Genomic DNA, 19,233 nt, shown 5'->3' with positions numbered 1-19,233 from the left:
TTTTACTTTTCCTATTGCTGAATCTTTCTGTGCATGAAGAGCGACACCTTTGAGTAACATTGTGTTTACTTTCATTGTTTTGAAACGAAATAGCCTACTGGGAAGTCTAACCAATGTCCGGACGAAAGGAGTTCCATTATGTTCAACTCAAATTTATTAAATAAAGCGCAAAAAGGGAATGATCGAGCTTTCGTCGAGCTGATCAATCCAGAAAAAGAAAAACTTTATCGAATCGCATTTACGTATGTGAAAAATGAGAGTGACGCTCTTGATATTGTCCAAGAAACTATCTATAAAGCGTATGTCTCAATAAAAAATGTAAAAGAGGCGCCATATTTTTCAACCTGGTTAACCAGAATTCTTATCAATACCGCTTTGGACTTTATTAAGAGGGAAAGTAAAGTGATCCCAATTGAACAAGACTCATTAGAACGAATCGAATCTCGACAACATCTGTTTTCTGAAGACAAATTAGATTTACTTGAAGCAATCGCACAATTAGAGGAGAAGTACAAAACCGTCATTATCCTACGATTTTATCAAGATTTAACTGTAAAACAAATAGCCGAAGTTTTGAAATGTCCAGAAGGAACGGTGAAAACAAATTTACACCGCGCTATTAATCGATTAAAAATAACTTTTAAGGAGTCGTGTATAAATGAATAGACAAAATCATGACGTTAAAAAAGCGATTGATCAAATTGACGTGCCGCATGAGAAACTAGACCAAACGATAGCAAGTGCGATTCAGAAAGCAAATGTAAATAATAAGAAACCAAAGCGGAAGTATTTTCCCACAATCGCAGCGGCTTCATTTGCAACATTTCTACTGCTTGGCTCAGCTTTCGTTTCTCCCACCATGGCCAAAGTGTTATCGTCCGTTCCCGTATTGGACTCTGTTTTTGAATTCGCAGGTGACAGAGGATTAGTCATCGCCAGCCTAAGAGGATTATCTGAAGAGATAGAACAAACGGTTACAGACAAGGGTATTAGTTTGACCATTAAAGATGTTTATTATGACGGAACACGTCTGTCAGTAAGTTATATTCAAGAATCACCACATCCTAAAGATCACTTAGGCGAATTTCAGCTAAAAGTAGATGGAAAGGAAATTAACTTCTCCGACAGCAGAACAGGAAAACTTTTATCTGATACGCAATATGCAGGCATTTTGAATATAGATCCTGTAGAAAATCTGCCTGATTCATTTGACTTGCATATGGCATTGAACGAAATAGGAGATGTAGCAGGTTCGTGGGACTTTGAAATTCCTGTCACATTATCCGACGAAGATGTACAGACGATTCAAGTCAATAAAAAGCTAGTGTATCAGGATACGGAGATGACAGTAAAGGATGTAAAGATCGGATTAGCGGGTATTAAACTTTCTGTATCTATCACCTCTCCTGAAGCCATCGATCCAACAATGGTAGGAGATCATATATTGCACTTTAATTTGCTGAATGATACAGGAGAAGCACTGACTCATTTGGACTCACATGGCTCAGGAATCGTAGAGAATGGGCAAAATGTGATGAATATGGAATATCGCTACGCACCGCTTGAAGACGCTTCTGAAACACTCACAGTCAGTCCATATTTAGTACCTGTTAATAAAGGCCAGTCTGCACGGATAGAACATTCTTTACAGACAGATCAATTACCGCTGACTATCGATCAAGGGAAAATGGGCAAAATTATTGTCCAGGATCTACAATATGAAGAAGAGAAGATGCTGCTGTACTTCGATGTGGCCAGTGACTTTACTTACGATGGACATTTCCAGTTTAATACCCTTTGGCTGGAAGACGCAAAAGGCCATAACCTGGCGATTACAGGGTATCCTGAGCGTGTGATAGGTAACACGTACGTGCAGGAGTTTAAAAAGACCTCTAAGAATGAGCCATTGACGTTAGTATCTTTTGAAATGCCTTATCTTGAAGTACTGAAGAAGTTAGAAGTTGAGATACCGTTGATGTAGATTCTGGATAAATACAATAAAGCAACAAAAAATGGGCCGTACTAGAAGTCATTTTCATCTGATTTCTTGTGCGGTCCTCGTTCTTGTTTTCTACGCAGTAGGAAATGTGTGTTTCTGAAGGGTTGTGGGGCGGTATGATGTCACATTAGCGTCCTTCGATAGTTCGCTTACTCGATCACATGAAAATACTGTCCAGAAAATCAATTCTTTCTAGACAGTCCAAAAAAACTCCCAGCCGAGATGGCTGGGAGTTTCGTATAAATATAAAATTAACGTTTTGAGAACTGAGGTGCACGACGAGCGCCGCGAAGACCTGGCTTCTTACGTTCTTTCATACGTGGGTCACGTGTTAGAAGTCCTGCAGATTTAAGTGCTGGACGGAAATCAGGATCTACTGTAAGCAATGCACGAGCAACGCCATGACGGATTGCGCCAGCTTGACCAGTGTAACCTCCACCGTTAACGTTAACATGGATATCATAGCTTCCAAGTGTTTCAGTCGCAACTAGTGGTTGTTTGATGATTTCACGAAGTGTTTCGAATGGTACGTAGTCTTCTACGTCACGGTTGTTGACGGTAATTTTACCTTCGCCAGGAACTAGACGTACACGAGCTACTGAACTTTTACGACGGCCAGTGCCGATATATTGTACTTGTGCCAAGTGTGTTTCCTCCTCTTAATTATCCGCGAAGCTCATATGCTTCAGGTTTTTGTGCTGCATGCTGATGTTCTGCTCCAGCATAAACGTGCAATTTCTTAGCTGTTTGACGACCTAGAGGACCTTTTGGAAGCATTCCTTTGATCGCAAGCTCAAGCATTTTAACAGGGTAGTTAGTACGCATTTCAAGCGCTGTACGTTGCTTGATGCTACCTGTGTACCCAGAGTGACGGTAATAAATTTTATCTTTCAATTTGTTACCTGTTAATTGAATTTTTTCTGCATTGATGATGATAACGTGATCACCTGTATCAACATGTGGTGTGAACGTTGGTTTATGTTTACCACGTAAAAGTGATGCAACTTCTGAAGCAAGACGACCAAGCGTTTGTCCTTCAGCGTCGACAACAAGCCATTTACGTTCTACTTCGTGACCTTTAGCCATGAATGTTGTGCGCATAGTGTAATCCTCCTAAAAATATCAATCTGTTCCGTTGTTTTCTCTATCCCTAAACACAAATAAACTTTCCGGGGCTTATTGTGGGGTTATTGAAATACCATTTATCATCTTACCTGTTAATCCAATTAAAGTCAAGCGTTTTTATGAAAACACCAGGAAAAGTTGCCATGCCTTCAATAGGTCACTTCCATCAGATACAAACCGTGTGCTGGCGCGGTTTTTCCGGCCTTTTTTCGATCTTTTGCTTGCAGAATCCTCTTGACGTCTTCCGGCTCGTCCCACCCGATTCCAACTGCCAGCAAAATGCCTGCAATGGTGCGGACCATATTGTAAAGGAATCCATCCCCTTCCACTTCTAGCACTAGCTGATCATGCTGACGTTCGAGCGTCAACTTCCGAATGGTGCGAACTTTATTTGTCGTGGCAGTTTTCGAAGAGCAGAAACTAGTGAAGTCATGTGTACCAATTAAATGAACAGCTGCTTTTTTCATTCGCTCGATGTCCGGATTCCATCTGCCTAGATGGACGGCATAATTTCGCTCAAATGGACTCTGCACTTCTTGGTAAGACCATCTGTAGATGTACGTCTTACCTGTCGCACTATAACGCGCGTGGAAATCATCTGCGACTTCTTCTACAGCCTCTACTCTCACATCCTTTGGCAGCAATACATTCAATGCCATCCGCCAGCGGTCTCCTAGGTCGAGCGGTGTATCGAAATGGATTACCTGACCTAGCGCATGGACACCTGAATCCGTACGACCACTTGCCACAGAATAGACAGATGAATCCTTATGCAGTTTGACTAATGCTTTATCTATCACTGATTGAACAGTGCGCATATTCGGTTGTGATTGATAACCTGCAAAGTTTGTTCCATCATACGAAATCGTTGCTTTCATTCGTTTCATTATGTTCACTTCCTTACCCAAGCCAACACGGCCACTAATACAATAAACGTAATCAGCACAGCGGTATCTTTCTTTTGCCAAGATAGCTGCCGAAATCTCGTACGCCCTTCTCCACCACGATAACCGCGCACTTCCATGGCGACTGCCAAATCCTCCGCACGTTTAAACGCACTGACGAACAGTGGAACGAGCAACGGAATGACAGCCTGAATTCGTTCTTTAATCGAACCTGTACTCAGATCAGAGCCTCTCGCCAACTGCGCTTTCAAGATTTTATCTGTTTCATCCATCAAAGTGGGAATGAAACGCAATGAAATTGACATCATCAACGCTAATTCATGAACAGGTAACTTCAGCTTTTTGAACGGATTCAGCAATGTTTCCAGCCCGTCGGTAATCGAAATTGGTGAAGTCGTTAATGTTAAAACTGTAGTAATTAACACTAGAACTAAGAATCGAATAGAAATAAAAATCCCCATTCGTAGTCCTTCTTCATATATTTTGATAAACTTCCATTCAAATAGAATAACGCCTTCACGAGTGAAGAATAAATGCAATAATAGTGTAAATATAATTAAAAATAATACGGGCTTTAAGCCATTAACCAAAAAATATGGCTTGATCCGTGCAAGTGCGATGACAAATACCGTAAAACCAAGCAATACTGCGTAGGATGCAACATTATTGGCAAGGAATACTGCTATAATGAAGAGAAAAACAAATAGCAATTTGGAGCGCGGATCCAGTCGATGAACGATAGACGTGCCCGGTATGTAGCGCCCAATAATCATTTTTTCTAACATGGTCTGTCTTCCTTTCTCGCAATGAGGGCAGACAATTCATGCGCTAACATTTCTTCCGTTAAAGCCAGACGATCCAACCGCTGACCCATCATGTTTTCTATTTTACGTTGAAAACGAACAGATCGAGGAACTCCTAGCCTATATGATTCCAATTGTTCAGCTTGATTGAACACTTCTTCAGGCGTCCCTTCCATAACGGATGTACCTTCATGCATGACGAGAATCCGATCACTGTAGCGAGCAGCGTCTTCCATACTGTGCGTCACTAAAATCGTTGTTAGCTTTTCTGTTTCATGCAACCGATGGAAAAGCTCCATGATTTCCTTCCGTCCCCTTGGATCTAGTCCTGCCGTCGGTTCATCCAGCACCAGCACGGATGGTTTGAATGCAAGCACTCCTGCAATCGCGACACGCCGCATTTGACCGCCTGACAGTTCAAATGGAGACTTCTGCAAGACACCCTCAGGCAATCCGAGCAGCTTCACCAATTCATGCGCACGATCCCTTGCAATCTCTTTTGGCACACCAAAATTGAGAGGGCCAAACATAATATCCTTTTCAACCGTTTCTTCAAAAAGCTGATGTTCAGGAAATTGAAAAACGATACCGACTTGTTGACGTACGTCCTTCAGCTGCTTTCCTTTTGTCTGTGCCTGGATTGTCGTATTTCCAATTGACACAACGCCCTCAGAAGGTTTGAGAAGGCCATTCAAATGGAGCAATAACGTCGATTTACCCGACCCTGTGTGCCCGATGATTGACGTATAAGAACCCGAAGGAATGGTGGCTGTCACGTCCTGCAATGCACGCTTTTCAAACGGAGAATCTTTCGCATATAAATAACCTACTTGCTGAAGTGAAATGTCCATAATTCATTCACCAACTCTTCTTCTGTCATATGGTTGCCTTGAAGTTCTACACCTGATTCTCTTAATAACTCTGAAACGCGCAATGCAAATGGCAAGTCAAGGCCGATTGACTCCAACTCCTTGCCTTTCTGGAATATCTCTTGAGGAGTCCCCATCATGAGTACTTTTCCTTCATTCATTACAAGGACACGATCTGCAAGTAGAACTTCTTCTAAGTCATGGGTGATCGATACTACGGTTAGTCCAATTTCCCCACGCAGTTTCTTCACAATTTCAATAACCTCTTCCCTACCCTGAGGATCGAGCATGGAGGTTGCTTCATCTAAAATCAACAGTTCTGGTTGTAATGCCAACGCACCAGCTATTGCCACGCGCTGCTTTTGACCACCTGATAAATGATGAGGCTCATGATTGACGTAGCCTGACATCTTCACTTGTTCCAACGCCTCACGCACCCGTTTCACCATCATTTCATGAGGTACCCCATTGTTTTCCAGTGCAAACGCAACATCATCCTGCACAGTAGATCCAACAAACTGATTATCAGGATTTTGAAAGACAATGCCCATGCGTGAACGAGTCTCCCACAAATTCGCATCAGACAGCGGTTCCAAAAAGAGGTTTACTTCACCCGTTGAAGGAAACAGCAAGCCGATCAATAACTTAGCAAGCGTGGACTTACCGGACCCGTTATGACCCACAACCGCCAGCCACTCTCCTTCATATAATGTAAAGGACACATCATCTAACGCTTTAATTTGTATTTGTGAAGACTCTTCTTCTGTGTCATATGAAAACGTGACATGGTGCATTGATGCAATTTCCTTCATTCGGATTCCTCCTTTTGGTTGCAGTTACGAGTTTCGGTAGCTATATCCAGTTATACGCTCGGTCTGCGACGTGTTTGGCTCATTCCACAGTTACTTTGGTGCGGCAAAGAAAATTTTCGATTGGTTCTAGTAGTGTTTGGCTCGGTTAAGAGGAAGTAACGCTCGTTCACCCTATATCCGCATGCACATACTAGCGAAGCCTCAACTGCGAAGTTCATTGGAATAAGCTCAGTTATGATTTGATAGTATTGTCAATTCTTATGTATAAAAAAAAAGCGCGTACCTCATCTAAGGAATGCGCCTTTCAATAACGTAAATGCCGGGTGCTCAAGCCGACATCTTAGATGAGGTACGTAGAGCTAGACCAGTCGATCACTCGCTGATCATAACACTCAGCTTTTCAGTCGTATAAATCTTTGTATGTGTAACAAAAGGGTGTGGCTGTGCATGACAGACACACCCTCGAAGTGTATGGAATTACACTAATTCGATAATAACTACTGGTGCGCCATCGCCGCGGCGAGGACCCATCTTCATTATACGTGTATAACCGCCTTGGCGATCTGCATAACGAGGTGCCACTGTATCGAAAAGTTTTTGAAGTGCATACACAGTTGCCTCTTCGCCCTCTTCGTTTTCCACTGTCACCGTTTCACGACGAATGAATTCAGCAGCTTGACGACGTGCATGAAGATCTCCACGTTTACCAAGAGTGATCATCTTTTCAACGACTGAACGCAATTCTTTTGCGCGCGCTTCAGTTGTCTGGATGCGCTCGTGAACGATTAAATCAGTCGCAAGGTCACGTAGCATTGCTTTACGTTGTGAACTTGTGCGTCCAAGTTTTCTGTATCCCATTTGAAGTTACCCTCCTTCAAGTATATGTCAATTATTCTTCAGAGCGCAACTCGAGGTTTAGCTCATCCAATTTAGCCTTCACTTCTTCAAGCGATTTACGGCCTAAGTTTCGCACTTTCATCATTTCGTCTTCGGACTTGTTAGCAAGTTCTAATACGGTATTGATGCCTGCACGCTTCAAGCAGTTGTAAGATCGGACGGATAGATCGAGTTCTTCAATCGTCATCTCTAGAACTTTTTCTTTTTGGTCTTCTTCTTTTTCTACCATGATTTCTGCAGTTTGTGCTTCGTCCGTCATACCAACGAATATATTTAAGTGTTCCGTTAAAATTTTAGCTCCAAGTGAAACTGCTTCTTTGGGACCGATGCTGCCATCTGTCCACACATCGAGTGTTAACTTATCAAAGTTAGTACTTTGACCGACGCGAGTGTTTTCAACTTGAAAATTAACGCGTGAAACTGGAGTGTAAATTGAGTCGATCGGAATTACACCAATCGCTAGATCCTCACGTTTGTTTTGATCGGAAGGAACATAACCACGTCCACGTACAGCATACATACGCATACGTAAATGTCCATTTTTACCGAGAGTAGCAATCGGGAGATCTGGATTCAATACTTCGACATCACTATCATGTGTGATATCCGCAGCCGTCACGACGCCTTCACCTTTCACATCGATCTCAATAACTTTCTCATCATCTGAGTAAATTTTGAGAGCGAGTTTCTTCACATTCAAAATAACTGTCGATACGTCTTCTACGACACCTTCAATTGTTGAGAATTCATGAAGTACTCCATCGATTTGAATAGATGTCACAGCAGCCCCTGGTAATGAAGATAGGAGTATGCGACGCAAGGAATTCCCTAAGGTATTTCCATATCCACGCTCCAGTGGTTCGATAATAAACTTACCAAACTGTGAATCTTCACCGATCGTAACTGTTTCAATCTTTGGTTTCTCAATCTCGATCATTTATTTACCCTCCTCAAAACGTCTTCTGTAATTGGTTTAACCATATTGAATTCACTGATAATAGTTAGCCTATTTCAACAGTATTAACAAAAATTGTCTTTCTTAATCCAATAGATTCAAACCGATTATACGCGACGACGTTTTGGCGGGCGGCAACCATTGTGCGGAACCGGAGTTACGTCTCTGATCGCAGTAACTTCAAGACCTGCAGCTTGTAGTGAACGGATCGCCGCTTCACGACCAGCACCTGGTCCTTTAACTGTTACTTCCAATGATTTTAAACCATGTTCCATTGCCGTTTTCGCTGCAGTTTCAGCAGCCATTTGTGCAGCAAATGGAGTGGATTTACGAGAACCTCTGAAGCCAAGTGCACCAGCACTAGACCATGAAAGTGCATTACCGTGGCTATCTGTAATAGTAACGATAGTATTATTGAACGTCGAACGGATATGTGCAATACCGGTTTCAATATTCTTTTTCACACGACGTTTACGAGTTTGTTGTTTACGTGCCATGTTGGAAAGAGCCCTCCTTTACCTATTATTTTTTCTTGTTTGCAATTGTACGTTTTGGACCTTTACGAGTACGTGCATTGTTTTTCGTGTTTTGTCCACGAACAGGCAATCCACGACGGTGACGGATTCCACGGTTACTACCGATTTCCATCAGACGCTTGATGTTAAGAGAAGTTTCACGACGTAGATCCCCTTCTACTTTCAAGCCATCAATTTGTTCACGAATTTTGTCAAGTTCTGCGTCAGTTAAATCACGAACGCGTGTATCTTCAGATATATCAGCTGCAGTCAAAATATCTTTCGCAGTTGTTTTACCAATTCCAAAAATGTATGTCAATGAAATGACAACGCGCTTATCGCGCGGAACGTCTACACCAGCAATACGTGCCATATATGTTGTGCACCTCCTTGTGTTTTAACCTTGTCTTTGTTTGTGTTTTGGATTTTCACAGATTACCATTACTCGGCCGCGTCTACGAATAACTTTGCATTTTTCGCAGATCGGTTTTACAGATGGTCTTACTTTCATCCTACCCAACCTCCTTCAATATTCCGGAGTGCAAAAGTTTATTTAAAACGGTATGTGATACGACCACGTGTCAAATCATAAGGCGAAAGTTCCATTGTCACTTTGTCGCCAGGCAGAATGCGAATAAAGTGCATACGAATTTTACCTGATACGTGTGCTAGCACCGTATGTCCGTTTTCCAACTCCACTTTAAACATCGCATTCGGCAACGTTTCAAGAACAGTTCCTTCTACCTCAATTACGTCGTCCTTCGCCATCAATCCTGTCTCCCTTCTATATCCAATAAAGGCTTTCACCATCGAGCGGCATCAGTCGCCTTCAAAAAGCTTCCTTCAACATATGTCCAGTTTGCATGAGTGATGTTCGAAAGACGTCTGCCACATTTCGCTGTTTCGCATTTCTGCGAGTGAGTTCCTTTATTGTTCTCACAACTGTTACCAATTACACATTATATCGCGATTTGCAAGATAATGCATGTAGGAACAATTGAAGAAACAATCATAAAACTCTCATCTGTCCTATACCGGGCACCCTATGCTTTTGCAGCTCGTTTTCAACCATTACTTTCCGAACAGTGATGCAGTTGTGCCCGAAAAGGATTGATTAGTTCGTGCTATGTTGTAGTACTGCATCCAAGTTTTCGAATACAAGATTAATGTCTTGTTGACCATTAATTTTTGTCAGCACACCTTTTTCGCCATAAAAGTCGAGTAAAGGGGCTGTCTGGTTCATATTTACTTCCAAACGATTCATGACAGTCTCCGGATTATCATCCGCACGCTGATAAAGTTCGCCACCATCTTTATCGCATAAGCCTTCAACCTTTGGTGGGTTGAAAATTAAGTGATAAGATGTGCCGCACACTTTACAAATTCGACGGCCAGATAATCTTGCAACTAATTCTTCCGTATCAACTTCAATATCCAATACATACTCGATTCGTTTACCTAAGTCTTCAAGCAATGCATCTAATGCTTCTGCTTGAGGAACTGTTCTCGGAAATCCATCGAGAAGAAAACCTTTGTCGCAATCCGGTTTGCTCAACCGTTCACGTACGATTCCGATCGTAACTTCATCAGGAACTAATGCCCCCTGATCCATGAATGATTTTGCTTTGACTCCAAGTTCCGTGCCTTCTTTGATGGCAGCACGGAACATATCGCCTGTAGAAATATGAGGGATTCCGTACTTTTCGACAATTTTGTCTGCTTGCGTGCCTTTACCAGCACCCGGCAGACCCATTAATACGATATTCATACGTCCTTGCCCTCCATTTAGTTACACAATAGGTCAGGCTATTGCTTTTATTTCATGAATCCTCTGTAATGTCTCTTCACTAATTGAGATTCTAACTGCTTCATCGTTTCAAGGGCTACCCCGACAACAATGAGCAAACTCGTTCCGCCAATTTGAGCGGATTGAGGTAGATTCGCCAGATTGATGAAGAATATAGGCATGACAGCTACGACGGCAAGGAAGATCGAGCCGACGAATGTCAGTCTATACAGAGTACTTGTTAAATACTTTTGAGTGTTTGCACCCGGACGTATTCCTGGAATATATGCACCTTGCTTTTTCAAGTTATCGGCCATATTCTCTGGATTCACTTGAATGAATGCATAGAAATATGTAAACGCGATAATAAGTGTTACATACAAAATCATTCCAACTGGATTCGTGTAATCGAAGATCCTGATGATTGTTTTGGTTACACTATTTTCCCCGAAAAATGGAGCGATTTGTTGTGGCGTAATAAAAAATGCCACCGCAAAGATTACTGGAATAACACCCGCAGCATTCAGCTTCAAAGGCAAATGTGTCTGTTGACTTGCAACAGATTGATTTCGTCCTGATACGCGTTTCGCATATTGGATCGGAATTTTACGCAAAGCTTCTTGGAAGTAAATAACTCCAACCACAATGGCTACAATAACAATCAGTAATAAAATCATCGTTGCAATACGAATAAATAGTGCATCTCCAGCGTCTTGGATCTGCGTTACATACAACTGGTTTACAGCATTCGGAATACCGGCTGCAATTCCTGCAAAGATGATGATGGAAATTCCATTTCCTACACCTTTAGCAGTGATTTGTTCACCAAGCCAAAGTAGGAAAGCTGTCCCTGCAGTCAACACAATCGCAATAACGACATATGTAGACACACTGTTATCTTTAATCAGCATACCGCCAAACGTTTGGTTGAAACCAAAAGACATGGCGATTGCCTGAATAAAGGCAAGAACAATCGTGAAGTATCTTGTGAACTGTGCAAGTTTACGTCTTCCGACATCTCCTTGTTTTGACCACTCAGTAAACTTCGGAACCACATCCATTTGCAAAAGCTGCACAATGATGGAAGCCGTGATATACGGCATAATCCCCATTGCAAAGATTGAAAAGTTGGAAAGTGCTCCTCCACCGAAAGTGTTCAAAAAACCAATAAACTGGTTGTTTGATTGTTGTAAAGCAGTTGCATCAACGTTTGGAACCGGAACAAATGTCCCTAGTCTGAATACGATGAGCACTAGGAGGGTGAAAATTATTTTAGACCGGATCTCTTTCACACGCATGAAGTTAGAGATTGTCTGAAACATTATACCACCTCTGTTTGCCCGCCCGCTTTTTCGATTGCTTCTTTTGCAGAAGCGGAGAATTTATTAGCTTTCACCGTAATCTTTTTCTCAAGTGTTCCGTTTCCGAGAATCTTGATACCAGATTTCGCGTTACTTACTACTCCAGTTTCAATTAGCAGTTCCGGCGTTACTTCCGTGCCTTCTTCGAAACGATTTAATGTGTCAAGGTTAACGATGGCATAATCTTTACGATTGATGTTCGTGAACCCACGCTTAGGAAGTCGTTGGAAAAGAGGAATTTGTCCACCTTCGAAACCAAGACGTACACCGCCGCCTGAACGTGCGTTTTGACCTTTGTGACCTTTACCGGAAGTTTTACCTGTTCCAGAACCAATCCCACGACCAATACGTTTACGGTTTCTGCGAGATCCCTCAGCTGGTTTTAACTCGTGTAATTTCATCTTATCGGCACCTCCTTATTCTAAAATAATCCTTAGATTTCCTTAACGGTTACCAAGTGATTGACTTTTGTAATCATACCACGGATAGCATCATTATCTTGATGCTCCACTGTTTGATTTAACTTTCGAAGACCTAATGCTTCAACTGTTTTACGTTGTGCCGGCTTAGAACCGATTACACTTTTCGTAAGGGTGACTTCAAGTTTGTTCGCCATTGTATTTCCCCCCTTAACCTAACAGTTCTTCTACGGATTTACCACGCAATTTTGCAACATCTTCTGCGCGTTTCAAATTCTGTAATCCTTGAATTGTTGCACGTACCATGTTGATTGGTGTGCTTGATCCAAGAGATTTTGAAAGGATATCCGTGATGCCTGCAAGTTCAAGTACCGCACGGACAGGTCCACCTGCAATAACTCCAGTACCTGGAGCAGCTGGTTTGATAAGGATTTGTCCAGCACCAAAGCGTCCTAGCACTTCATGTGGAGTTGTACCCTTAACCATTGGCACTTCAATCAAGTTTTTCTTCGCATCTTCAATTGCTTTACGGATTGCATCTGGAACTTCTTGTGCTTTACCAGTTCCAAAACCGACACGACCGTTTTTATCTCCGACAACAACAAGTGCAGTAAAGCGGAAACGACGTCCACCTTTCACAACTTTCGCTACACGGTTGATCGTTACTACGCGTTCTTCAAACTCACTTTTGTTTTGATCATTACGACGCATGAAATATGTCCCTCCTTCTTAATTAAAATTCCAGTCCATTTTCGCGTGCTGCGTCAGCAAGAGCTTTAACACGGCCATGGAAAAGATATCCGCCACGGTCGAAAACAACCGACTTGACGTCTTTTTCAACAGCTTTTTTTGCAATAAGCTCGCCGACTTTAGCTGCAGATTCTGTGTTTCCTGTAGATCCAGCCTCAACTTCATTATCCATTGTAGAAGCACTTACGATTGTTACACCATTTATGTCGTCAATCAATTGTGCATAGATATGTTTGTTAGAACGGTAAACGTTTAGACGTGGACGCTCTGCAGTTCCGCTGATTTTCGTACGCACGCGTGCGTGACGCTTTTTACGGACAGCGTTTTTATCTTGTTTTGTGATCATCGTGGTCACTCCTTCCAAATACCTCAAGCGGTATTATTTACCTGTTTTACCTTCTTTACGACGAACTTTTTCGCCTTCATAACGAATACCTTTACCTTTGTAAGGCTCAGGTGGACGTACTTGACGGATGTTAGAAGCAAGAGCACCTACGTGTTCTTTGTTGTAACCACGAACAATGATTTTCGTATTCGATGGCACTTCAACTTCTACACCTTCTTCTGGTGTGAATTCAACAGGATGTGAATACCCAACGTTCAATACAAGCTTTTTGCCTTGAAGTTGCGCACGGTATCCAACCCCGATCAATTCTAGTGCACGTTCAAATCCAGTAGAAACTCCTACTACCATGTTATTAAGCACGGAGCGTGTTGTACCGTGGATTGAACGATGATCTTTAGAATCAGAAGGACGAGTCAATGTGATGATGTTACCTTCTTGATTGATTGTAATTTCTTTATCTAATTGTCTTGAAAGTTCACCTTTCGGACCTTTAACAGTTACGAAGTTGTCATCTGAAATTGTTACTGTAACGTTTTCAGGTACTTCGATCTGACGATTACCAATACGAGACATTCTATTGCACCTCCATTCATTTGTCGCTAATTACCAAACGTAAGCGACGACTTCTCCACCGATTTGTTTAGCGCGGGCTTCTTTGTCTGTTAATACACCATTTGATGTAGAAACTAGTGCAACACCTAAGCCGTTAAGCACTTTAGGTACTTCGTTTGATTTTGCATACACACGAAGTCCTGGTTTAGAAATACGTTTCAAGCCATTGATGACGCGTTCGTTATCTTGGCCGTATTTAAGGAAAATGCGGATGATGCCTTGTTTGTTATCTTCCACGTATTCCACATCACGAACGAAACCTTCTCGTTTTAAGATCTCAGCGATTTCTTTTTTTACGTTTGAAGCAGGTACCTCAAGCTTCTCGTGGCGAACCATGTTCGCGTTACGGATGCGTGTAAGCATATCTGCAATCGGATCACTCATTGTCATTTGAATTAACCTCCTTCCCTAATTAGGGGATTACCAGCTGGCTTTTTTGACGCCAGGAATTTGTCCCTTATATGCAAGTTCGCGGAAACAAATACGGCAAAGTTTGAATTTGCGATATACCGAATGTGGACGCCCACAACGTTCGCAGCGTGTATATTCTTGTACTTTGTACTTTGGCGTACGTTTCTGTTTAGCGATCATTGATTTCTTAGCCACGTTTTCGCCTCCCTATTATTTTACTTTTGGAATGGCATGCCACACTGTGTAAGCAATTCACGTGCTTCTTCATCAGTGTTTGCAGTCGTCACGATGACGATATCCATTCCACGTACTTTTGATACTTTATCGTAGTCAATTTCAGGGAAAATAAGTTGCTCTTTCACACCTAATGTATAGTTCCCGCGACCGTCGAACGCTTTTTTAGAAACGCCACGGAAGTCACGTACACGTGGTAATGAGACAGACACTAATTTATCGAGAAACTCGTACATACGTTCACCGCGAAGTGTTACTTTTGCTCCGATCGGCATACCTTCACGCAAACGGAAACCAGCGATTGATTTCTTCGCTTTTGTTACGACTGGTTTTTGACCTGAGATAATTGTTAGATCTTCAACAGCTGCGTCAAGTGCTTTTGCGTTTTGTACCGCGTCGCCAACACCCATGTTGATAACAATTTTTTCAACTTTAGGAACTTGCATAACAGATGTATATTCAAACTTGCTCATTAGAGCAGGAGTGATTTCTTTAGTAAATTTCTCTTTCAAACGACTCATCAGTCGGACCTCCTTTCATGCCTTACTTACTTATCCAGTGCTTCACCGGATTTTTTTGCAATACGTACTTTTTTACCGTCTTCCACTTTGTAACCTACACGAGTGGGCTCACCTGATTTAGGATCGATGACCATCACGTTTGAGACATGAATTGCAGCTTCTTGACTTACAATTCCGCCTTGAGGGTTCTCTTGGTTCGGTTTCGTATGTTTCTTGACGATATTAATACCTTCAACAAGCACACGGTCTTTTTTCGGATAAGCTGTTAGGATCACACCTGTTTTACCTTTGTCTTTACCAGAGATCACCATAACTTTGTCGCCTTTTTTAACGTGCATTCTATCGCACCTCCTTGACTGGCTCTGTCATTAGAATTAAAGAACTTCTGGAGCGAGTGAAATGATTTTCATAAAGTTGTTGTCACGAAGTTCGCGAGCAACTGGTCCGAAAATACGTGTTCCACGTGGTCCCTTGTCATCACGGATGATAACGCAAGCATTTTCGTCAAATGTAATGTAAGATCCGTCTTTACGACGAACTCCACTTTTCGTACGAACGATGACCGCTTTTACAACGTCACCCTTCTTAACAACGCCACCTGGTGTTGCTTTCTTCACTGTACAAACAACGATATCACCGATATTAGCTACTTTACGACCTGAACCACCTAGAACTTTAATCGTAAGTACTTCACGTGCACCAGAGTTGTCAGCAACTTTCATTCGAGTTTCTTGTTGAATCATCGAGGCTACCTCCTTCCGGAATCTGAGTTAAAAACCTATTAGATGATGACCGCTTTTTCGACGACTTCTAGAAGACGGAAACGCTTAGTTGCGGATAATGGACGAGTTTCCATAATACGAACTACATCGCCAATTTTCGCTTCGTTCAGCTCATCATGGGCCTTGAACTTTTTAGAATACTTTACACGTTTGCCGTATAAAGAGTGCTTTTTGTATGTTTCTACCATTACCGTAACGGTTTTATCCATTTTATCGGAAACGACACGGCCTGTGTATACTTTGCGCTGGTTACGCTCAGTCATGGCTGCAACCTCCTTCATCAGTTATTTGCACTGATTTCTCTTTGACGTATTACAGTTTTCATGCGCGCAATCGATTTGCGTACTTCACGGATGCGTGCAGTGTTTTCTAATTGACCTGTCGCTAACTGGAAGCGAAGGTTGAAAAGCTCTTCTTTCAGTGATTTCACTTTTTGCTCGATTTCTGCAGTTGTTAAGTCACGAATTTCTTTAGCTTTCATTAGACTCACCACCAATTTCTTCACGTTTTACAAACTTGCTTGTCACAGGAAGTTTGTGCGATGCGAGTCGAAGTGCTTCACGAGCTACCTCTTCTGATACACCTGCAATTTCAAACATTACTCTACCGGGCTTCACAACTGCTACCCAGCCTTCTACAGCACCTTTACCGGAACCCATCCGGACTTCTAGAGGCTTTTTAGTATATGGTTTATGCGGGAAAATATTGATCCACACTTTACCGCCACGTTTCATATAACGAGTCATTGCGATACGAGCAGATTCAATTTGACGGTTCGTGATCCAACCTGATTCTGTAGCTTGAAGACCAAACTCACCAAATTGTACAGTAGCGCCACCTTTTGTTTCACCACGCATTTTCCCACGGAATACACGACGATGTTTAACACGTTTAGGCATTAACATAATTATTTGCCTCCTTCCCCAGAGTTCTTCTTCGTTGGAAGGACTTCACCACGATAAATCCATACTTTTACGCCTAGCTTACCATAAGTAGTATCAGCTTCAGCATGTGCATAGTCTATATCAGCACGTAATGTATGAAGAGGGACAGTTCCTTCACTATAGTGTTCTGCACGTGCGATGTCAGCACCGCCGAGACGTCCAGACACTTGTGTTTTGATACCTTTAGCGCCTGCACGGATTGTACGTTGAATTGCTTGTTTCTGTGCGCGACGGAAAGATACACGGCTTTCTAATTGACGAGCGATTGATTCTGCGACTAGTTTCGCATCCAAATCAGCACGTTTTACTTCTACAATGTTGATGTGTACACGTTTGCCAGTGATTTCGTTAAGTTGCTTACGAAGTGTTTCGACTTCGGAACCACCTTTACCGATTACCATACCTGGCTTTGCAGTGTGGATTGTAATATTTACACGCTTAGCAGCACGCTCAATTTCAACTTTAGAAACTGATGCATCTACAAGACGTTTTTCGATATATTCACGAATTTTCAAGTCTTCGTGTAGTAAGGACGCATAATCTTTTTCCGCGTACCATTTTGAGTCCCAGTCACGGATGACACCGACACGCAGTCCATTAGGATGTACTTTTTGACCCACTAATTACCCCTCCTTCTTTTCGGATACCACTAACGTGATGTGGCTCGTACGTTTGTTGATCGCACTTGCACGACCTTGTGCACGTGGACGGAAACGTTTCATTGTTGGTCCTTCATCTACGAATACTTCACTCACAATTAAGTCTTCCGTGTTCATTTCGTAGTTGTGTTCAGCATTTGCAATCGCTGATTTCAAAAGTTTTTCTACAACCGGAGATGCCGCTTTAGGCGTTAGTCGTAGAATCGCGACAGCTTCACCGATTTTCTTGCCCCGAATAAGATCAACGACCAAACGGACTTTGCGAGGAGCAATACGGACTGTGCGTACAGATGCTTTTGCTTGTTGCATCAGGATAACCTCCTCTCAAATTAGCGTTTTGTTTTCTTATCGTCGGCACCATGGCCTTTGTATGTGCGCGTAGGAACGAATTCCCCTAGTTTATGTCCAACCATATCTTCTGTTACATAAACAGGAACATGTTTGCGTCCATCATATACTGCAATCGTCAATCCGATGAAAGACGGGAAGATTGTTGAACGGCGTGACCAAGTTTTAATTACCTGTTTCTTTTCTGAATCTTTTTGTGCGTCAACCTTTTTTAGTAAATGGTCATCTGCAAAAGGTCCTTTTTTCAAGCTGCGGCCCATTCTGGAACCTCCTTCCGAGTTTGTACTACGGTCCATCCTCTGAACCGCAGTGCAATCACATTATTTTTTACGACGACGAACGATAAGTTTATCTGATTTATTGTTCTTCTTACGTGTCTTGTATCCAAGTGCAGGTTTGCCCCATGGAGTGACAGGACTTGGACGACCGATTGGTGTACGACCTTCACCACCACCGTGTGGGTGATCGTTAGGGTTCATTACAGATCCACGGACAGTTGGACGCTTGCCTAACCAACGTGAACGACCTGCTTTACCAATGTTAATCAATTCGTGCTGTTCGTTACCAACTTGACCGATTGTTGCGCGGCAAGTAGCAAGGATCATTCTCACTTCACCTGACTGTAGACGGATGATGACATATTTGCCTTCACGTCCTAGTAGTTGAGCAGAAGTTCCTGCAGAACGAACAAGTTGTCCACCCTTGCCTGGCTTCAATTCAATGTTATGAAGTGTAGAACCCATTGGAATGTTTTCTAATGGTAGTGAGTTCCCTACACGGATATCCGCTTCAGGTCCTGACATAATTGTTGCACCTACTTGCAATCCCTTAGGTGCAAGGATATATCTTTTTTCTCCATCTGCATAGTTAATCAATGCGATGTTTGCTGAACGGTTTGGATCGTATTCGATCGTAGCAACGCGTCCTGGAATGCCATCTTTCCGACGTTGGAAATCGATGACACGGTATTGGCGCTTGTGGCCGCCACCTTGGTGACGAACTGTCATTCTACCTTGGTTGTTACGTCCGCCGTTACGCTTAATTGGTTCAAGCAATGATTTTTCTGGTTTGTCTGTAGTGATCTCAGAGAAATCAGAAGAAGTCATGTTACGACGTCCGTTGGAGGTAGCTTTGTACTTCTTGATCGCCATTTGTGTTCCCTCCTTCATTTATTATGCGT

33 protein-coding genes are annotated in these 19,233 nt (G+C 42.4%); 2 read left to right on the top strand and 31 right to left on the bottom strand.

Annotated features, from left to right (window positions below):
* Nucleotides 1-138: 138 nt before the first annotated feature.
* On the top strand, nt 139-666 hold the full coding sequence (locus tag GD002_RS12155) for a sigma-70 family RNA polymerase sigma factor (protein WP_153732624.1): 528 nt from the start codon (nt 139-141) through the stop codon (nt 664-666).
* The gene (locus GD002_RS12150; protein WP_153732623.1) at nt 659-1,981 is read left to right on the top strand and encodes a DUF4179 domain-containing protein; all 1,323 of its coding nucleotides are present in this window, start codon (nt 659-661) and stop codon (nt 1,979-1,981) included. The genes GD002_RS12155 and GD002_RS12150 overlap by 8 nt, the downstream gene beginning before the upstream one ends.
* Before the next feature lie 269 nt (nt 1,982-2,250).
* On the opposite strand, the gene rpsI is transcribed toward GD002_RS12150, so the two are convergent.
* The 31 genes from rpsI to rplB all read right to left on the bottom strand — a co-directional run bounded on the left by rpsI (nt 2,251) and on the right by rplB (nt 19,204).
* Complete coding sequence (gene rpsI, locus GD002_RS12140) at nt 2,251-2,643, bottom strand: 30S ribosomal protein S9 (protein WP_153732622.1); 393 nt, start codon at nt 2,641-2,643, stop codon at nt 2,251-2,253.
* A gap of 19 nt (nt 2,644-2,662) precedes the next feature.
* Nucleotides 2,663-3,100 (bottom strand): 50S ribosomal protein L13, encoded by a 438-nt coding sequence (gene rplM / locus GD002_RS12135; RefSeq protein ID WP_153732621.1) that lies wholly within the window; start codon nt 3,098-3,100, stop codon nt 2,663-2,665.
* A gap of 173 nt (nt 3,101-3,273) precedes the next feature.
* On the bottom strand, nt 3,274-4,011 hold the full coding sequence (gene truA / locus GD002_RS12130; protein ID WP_153732620.1) for a tRNA pseudouridine(38-40) synthase TruA: 738 nt from the start codon (nt 4,009-4,011) through the stop codon (nt 3,274-3,276).
* 5 nt (nt 4,012-4,016) lie between these two features.
* Nucleotides 4,017-4,814: an energy-coupling factor transporter transmembrane component T family protein gene (locus tag GD002_RS12125; RefSeq protein WP_153732619.1), complete on the bottom strand. Its 798-nt coding sequence runs from the start codon at nt 4,812-4,814 to the stop codon at nt 4,017-4,019.
* Complete coding sequence (locus tag GD002_RS12120) at nt 4,808-5,683, bottom strand: energy-coupling factor ABC transporter ATP-binding protein (RefSeq protein ID WP_153732618.1); 876 nt, start codon at nt 5,681-5,683, stop codon at nt 4,808-4,810. Before GD002_RS12120 ends, GD002_RS12125 begins: the two co-directional genes overlap by 7 nt.
* On the bottom strand, nt 5,659-6,513 hold the full coding sequence (locus tag GD002_RS12115; RefSeq protein ID WP_153732617.1) for an energy-coupling factor ABC transporter ATP-binding protein: 855 nt from the start codon (nt 6,511-6,513) through the stop codon (nt 5,659-5,661). The genes GD002_RS12120 and GD002_RS12115 overlap by 25 nt, the downstream gene beginning before the upstream one ends.
* A gap of 477 nt (nt 6,514-6,990) precedes the next feature.
* On the bottom strand, nt 6,991-7,371 hold the full coding sequence (rplQ, locus tag GD002_RS12110; RefSeq protein WP_153732616.1) for a 50S ribosomal protein L17: 381 nt from the start codon (nt 7,369-7,371) through the stop codon (nt 6,991-6,993).
* A gap of 31 nt (nt 7,372-7,402) precedes the next feature.
* A complete protein-coding gene (locus tag GD002_RS12105) occupies nt 7,403-8,347 on the bottom strand; it encodes a DNA-directed RNA polymerase subunit alpha (RefSeq protein WP_009499030.1) in 945 nt (314 codons plus the stop codon).
* Nucleotides 8,348-8,472: 125 nt separating this feature from the next.
* Nucleotides 8,473-8,862: a 30S ribosomal protein S11 gene (rpsK, locus tag GD002_RS12100; RefSeq protein WP_009499031.1), complete on the bottom strand. Its 390-nt coding sequence runs from the start codon at nt 8,860-8,862 to the stop codon at nt 8,473-8,475.
* Nucleotides 8,863-8,887: 25 nt separating this feature from the next.
* On the bottom strand, nt 8,888-9,253 hold the full coding sequence (gene rpsM / locus GD002_RS12095; RefSeq protein WP_153732615.1) for a 30S ribosomal protein S13: 366 nt from the start codon (nt 9,251-9,253) through the stop codon (nt 8,888-8,890).
* 24 nt (nt 9,254-9,277) lie between these two features.
* A complete protein-coding gene (rpmJ, locus tag GD002_RS12090; RefSeq protein ID WP_076758849.1) occupies nt 9,278-9,391 on the bottom strand; it encodes a 50S ribosomal protein L36 in 114 nt (37 codons plus the stop codon).
* Nucleotides 9,392-9,429: 38 nt separating this feature from the next.
* Nucleotides 9,430-9,648 carry a translation initiation factor IF-1 gene (gene infA, locus GD002_RS12085; protein WP_040759924.1) on the bottom strand — a complete coding sequence of 73 codons (219 nt, stop codon included), beginning with the start codon at nt 9,646-9,648 and terminating at the stop codon, nt 9,430-9,432.
* A 346-nt stretch (nt 9,649-9,994) separates the two neighbouring features.
* Complete coding sequence (locus GD002_RS12080; RefSeq protein WP_153732614.1) at nt 9,995-10,648, bottom strand: adenylate kinase; 654 nt, start codon at nt 10,646-10,648, stop codon at nt 9,995-9,997.
* 47 nt (nt 10,649-10,695) lie between these two features.
* Complete coding sequence (gene secY / locus GD002_RS12075; protein ID WP_153732613.1) at nt 10,696-11,988, bottom strand: preprotein translocase subunit SecY; 1,293 nt, start codon at nt 11,986-11,988, stop codon at nt 10,696-10,698.
* Nucleotides 11,988-12,428, bottom strand: a complete 441-nt coding sequence (rplO, locus tag GD002_RS12070; protein ID WP_009499038.1) for a 50S ribosomal protein L15 — start codon at nt 12,426-12,428, stop codon at nt 11,988-11,990. Before rplO ends, secY begins: the two co-directional genes overlap by 1 nt.
* A gap of 32 nt (nt 12,429-12,460) precedes the next feature.
* Nucleotides 12,461-12,643, bottom strand: a complete 183-nt coding sequence (gene rpmD, locus GD002_RS12065) for a 50S ribosomal protein L30 (protein ID WP_153732612.1) — start codon at nt 12,641-12,643, stop codon at nt 12,461-12,463.
* 13 nt (nt 12,644-12,656) lie between these two features.
* Nucleotides 12,657-13,157: a 30S ribosomal protein S5 gene (gene rpsE, locus GD002_RS12060; RefSeq protein ID WP_153732611.1), complete on the bottom strand. Its 501-nt coding sequence runs from the start codon at nt 13,155-13,157 to the stop codon at nt 12,657-12,659.
* 22 nt (nt 13,158-13,179) lie between these two features.
* Nucleotides 13,180-13,542 (bottom strand): 50S ribosomal protein L18, encoded by a 363-nt coding sequence (gene rplR / locus GD002_RS12055; protein ID WP_153732610.1) that lies wholly within the window; start codon nt 13,540-13,542, stop codon nt 13,180-13,182.
* Between the two features lie 33 nt (nt 13,543-13,575).
* A complete protein-coding gene (gene rplF, locus GD002_RS12050) occupies nt 13,576-14,115 on the bottom strand; it encodes a 50S ribosomal protein L6 (protein ID WP_153732609.1) in 540 nt (179 codons plus the stop codon).
* Nucleotides 14,116-14,145: 30 nt separating this feature from the next.
* Nucleotides 14,146-14,544, bottom strand: a complete 399-nt coding sequence (gene rpsH, locus GD002_RS12045; RefSeq protein WP_153732608.1) for a 30S ribosomal protein S8 — start codon at nt 14,542-14,544, stop codon at nt 14,146-14,148.
* A gap of 30 nt (nt 14,545-14,574) precedes the next feature.
* Nucleotides 14,575-14,760 (bottom strand): 30S ribosomal protein S14, encoded by a 186-nt coding sequence (rpsN, locus tag GD002_RS12040; protein WP_009499044.1) that lies wholly within the window; start codon nt 14,758-14,760, stop codon nt 14,575-14,577.
* Between the two features lie 20 nt (nt 14,761-14,780).
* A complete protein-coding gene (rplE, locus tag GD002_RS12035; protein ID WP_153732607.1) occupies nt 14,781-15,320 on the bottom strand; it encodes a 50S ribosomal protein L5 in 540 nt (179 codons plus the stop codon).
* 26 nt (nt 15,321-15,346) lie between these two features.
* A complete protein-coding gene (rplX, locus tag GD002_RS12030; RefSeq protein ID WP_009499046.1) occupies nt 15,347-15,658 on the bottom strand; it encodes a 50S ribosomal protein L24 in 312 nt (103 codons plus the stop codon).
* A 36-nt stretch (nt 15,659-15,694) separates the two neighbouring features.
* Nucleotides 15,695-16,063 (bottom strand): 50S ribosomal protein L14, encoded by a 369-nt coding sequence (gene rplN / locus GD002_RS12025; RefSeq protein WP_153732606.1) that lies wholly within the window; start codon nt 16,061-16,063, stop codon nt 15,695-15,697.
* Between the two features lie 38 nt (nt 16,064-16,101).
* A complete protein-coding gene (gene rpsQ, locus GD002_RS12020) occupies nt 16,102-16,365 on the bottom strand; it encodes a 30S ribosomal protein S17 (RefSeq protein ID WP_081243204.1) in 264 nt (87 codons plus the stop codon).
* A gap of 17 nt (nt 16,366-16,382) precedes the next feature.
* Nucleotides 16,383-16,583 carry a 50S ribosomal protein L29 gene (gene rpmC / locus GD002_RS12015; RefSeq protein ID WP_009499049.1) on the bottom strand — a complete coding sequence of 67 codons (201 nt, stop codon included), beginning with the start codon at nt 16,581-16,583 and terminating at the stop codon, nt 16,383-16,385.
* Complete coding sequence (gene rplP, locus GD002_RS12010) at nt 16,573-17,007, bottom strand: 50S ribosomal protein L16 (RefSeq protein ID WP_153732605.1); 435 nt, start codon at nt 17,005-17,007, stop codon at nt 16,573-16,575. The genes rpmC and rplP overlap by 11 nt, the downstream gene beginning before the upstream one ends.
* Before the next feature lie 2 nt (nt 17,008-17,009).
* Nucleotides 17,010-17,666 carry a 30S ribosomal protein S3 gene (gene rpsC / locus GD002_RS12005; protein WP_153732604.1) on the bottom strand — a complete coding sequence of 219 codons (657 nt, stop codon included), beginning with the start codon at nt 17,664-17,666 and terminating at the stop codon, nt 17,010-17,012.
* A gap of 3 nt (nt 17,667-17,669) precedes the next feature.
* A complete protein-coding gene (gene rplV, locus GD002_RS12000) occupies nt 17,670-18,014 on the bottom strand; it encodes a 50S ribosomal protein L22 (RefSeq protein ID WP_009499052.1) in 345 nt (114 codons plus the stop codon).
* 20 nt (nt 18,015-18,034) lie between these two features.
* The gene (gene rpsS / locus GD002_RS11995) at nt 18,035-18,313 is read right to left on the bottom strand and encodes a 30S ribosomal protein S19 (protein ID WP_153732603.1); all 279 of its coding nucleotides are present in this window, start codon (nt 18,311-18,313) and stop codon (nt 18,035-18,037) included.
* Nucleotides 18,314-18,373: 60 nt separating this feature from the next.
* The gene (gene rplB / locus GD002_RS11990; protein ID WP_153732602.1) at nt 18,374-19,204 is read right to left on the bottom strand and encodes a 50S ribosomal protein L2; all 831 of its coding nucleotides are present in this window, start codon (nt 19,202-19,204) and stop codon (nt 18,374-18,376) included.
* Between the last annotated feature and the right edge of the window lie 29 nt (nt 19,205-19,233).

The sequence above is a fragment of the Sporosarcina obsidiansis genome (genome assembly GCF_009651005.1).
GTDB classification, from domain to species: domain Bacteria; phylum Bacillota; class Bacilli; order Bacillales_A; family Planococcaceae; genus Sporosarcina; species Sporosarcina obsidiansis.
This window is presented reverse-complemented; position numbering and strand designations above follow the sequence as displayed.

Coding starts and splice junctions, on each gene's coding strand:
- GD002_RS12105 (WP_009499030.1), bottom strand. CDS start 8,347: ATGATCGAGATTGAGAAACCAAAGATTGAAACAGTTACGATCGGTGAA.
- rpsS (WP_153732603.1), bottom strand. CDS start 18,313: ATGGGCCGCAGCTTGAAAAAAGGACCTTTTGCAGATGACCATTTACTA.
- rplQ (WP_153732616.1), bottom strand. CDS start 7,371: ATGGGATACAGAAAACTTGGACGCACAAGTTCACAACGTAAAGCAATG.
- rplX (WP_009499046.1), bottom strand. CDS start 15,658: ATGCACGTTAAAAAAGGCGACAAAGTTATGGTGATCTCTGGTAAAGAC.
- rplV (WP_009499052.1), bottom strand. CDS start 18,014: ATGCAACAAGCAAAAGCATCTGTACGCACAGTCCGTATTGCTCCTCGC.
- rplO (WP_009499038.1), bottom strand. CDS start 12,428: ATGAAATTACACGAGTTAAAACCAGCTGAGGGATCTCGCAGAAACCGT.
- infA (WP_040759924.1), bottom strand. CDS start 9,648: ATGGCGAAGGACGACGTAATTGAGGTAGAAGGAACTGTTCTTGAAACG.
- rplN (WP_153732606.1), bottom strand. CDS start 16,063: ATGATTCAACAAGAAACTCGAATGAAAGTTGCTGACAACTCTGGTGCA.
- truA (WP_153732620.1), bottom strand. CDS start 4,011: ATGAAACGAATGAAAGCAACGATTTCGTATGATGGAACAAACTTTGCA.
- rplB (WP_153732602.1), bottom strand. CDS start 19,204: ATGGCGATCAAGAAGTACAAAGCTACCTCCAACGGACGTCGTAACATG.
- secY (WP_153732613.1), bottom strand. CDS start 11,988: ATGTTTCAGACAATCTCTAACTTCATGCGTGTGAAAGAGATCCGGTCT.
- rplM (WP_153732621.1), bottom strand. CDS start 3,100: ATGCGCACAACATTCATGGCTAAAGGTCACGAAGTAGAACGTAAATGG.
- rpsE (WP_153732611.1), bottom strand. CDS start 13,157: ATGCGTCGTAATGATCAAAACAAAAGTGAGTTTGAAGAACGCGTAGTA.
- GD002_RS12125 (WP_153732619.1), bottom strand. CDS start 4,814: ATGTTAGAAAAAATGATTATTGGGCGCTACATACCGGGCACGTCTATC.
- GD002_RS12115 (WP_153732617.1), bottom strand. CDS start 6,513: ATGAAGGAAATTGCATCAATGCACCATGTCACGTTTTCATATGACACA.
- rpsK (WP_009499031.1), bottom strand. CDS start 8,862: ATGGCACGTAAACAACAAACTCGTAAACGTCGTGTGAAAAAGAATATT.
- rplR (WP_153732610.1), bottom strand. CDS start 13,542: ATGATCACAAAACAAGATAAAAACGCTGTCCGTAAAAAGCGTCACGCA.
- GD002_RS12155 (WP_153732624.1), top strand. CDS start 139: ATGTTCAACTCAAATTTATTAAATAAAGCGCAAAAAGGGAATGATCGA.
- rplF (WP_153732609.1), bottom strand. CDS start 14,115: ATGTCTCGTATTGGTAATCGTCAGATCGAAGTACCTGAAAACGTTACA.
- rpsM (WP_153732615.1), bottom strand. CDS start 9,253: ATGGCACGTATTGCTGGTGTAGACGTTCCGCGCGATAAGCGCGTTGTC.
- rpmD (WP_153732612.1), bottom strand. CDS start 12,643: ATGGCGAACAAACTTGAAGTCACCCTTACGAAAAGTGTAATCGGTTCT.
- rpsQ (WP_081243204.1), bottom strand. CDS start 16,365: ATGACTGAGCGTAACCAGCGCAAAGTATACACAGGCCGTGTCGTTTCC.
- rplP (WP_153732605.1), bottom strand. CDS start 17,007: ATGTTAATGCCTAAACGTGTTAAACATCGTCGTGTATTCCGTGGGAAA.
- GD002_RS12150 (WP_153732623.1), top strand. CDS start 659: ATGAATAGACAAAATCATGACGTTAAAAAAGCGATTGATCAAATTGAC.
- rpmJ (WP_076758849.1), bottom strand. CDS start 9,391: ATGAAAGTAAGACCATCTGTAAAACCGATCTGCGAAAAATGCAAAGTT.
- rplE (WP_153732607.1), bottom strand. CDS start 15,320: ATGAGTCGTTTGAAAGAGAAATTTACTAAAGAAATCACTCCTGCTCTA.
- rpsH (WP_153732608.1), bottom strand. CDS start 14,544: ATGACAATGAGTGATCCGATTGCAGATATGCTTACACGCATCCGTAAC.
- GD002_RS12120 (WP_153732618.1), bottom strand. CDS start 5,683: ATGGACATTTCACTTCAGCAAGTAGGTTATTTATATGCGAAAGATTCT.
- rpmC (WP_009499049.1), bottom strand. CDS start 16,583: ATGAAAGCTAAAGAAATTCGTGACTTAACAACTGCAGAAATCGAGCAA.
- GD002_RS12080 (WP_153732614.1), bottom strand. CDS start 10,648: ATGAATATCGTATTAATGGGTCTGCCGGGTGCTGGTAAAGGCACGCAA.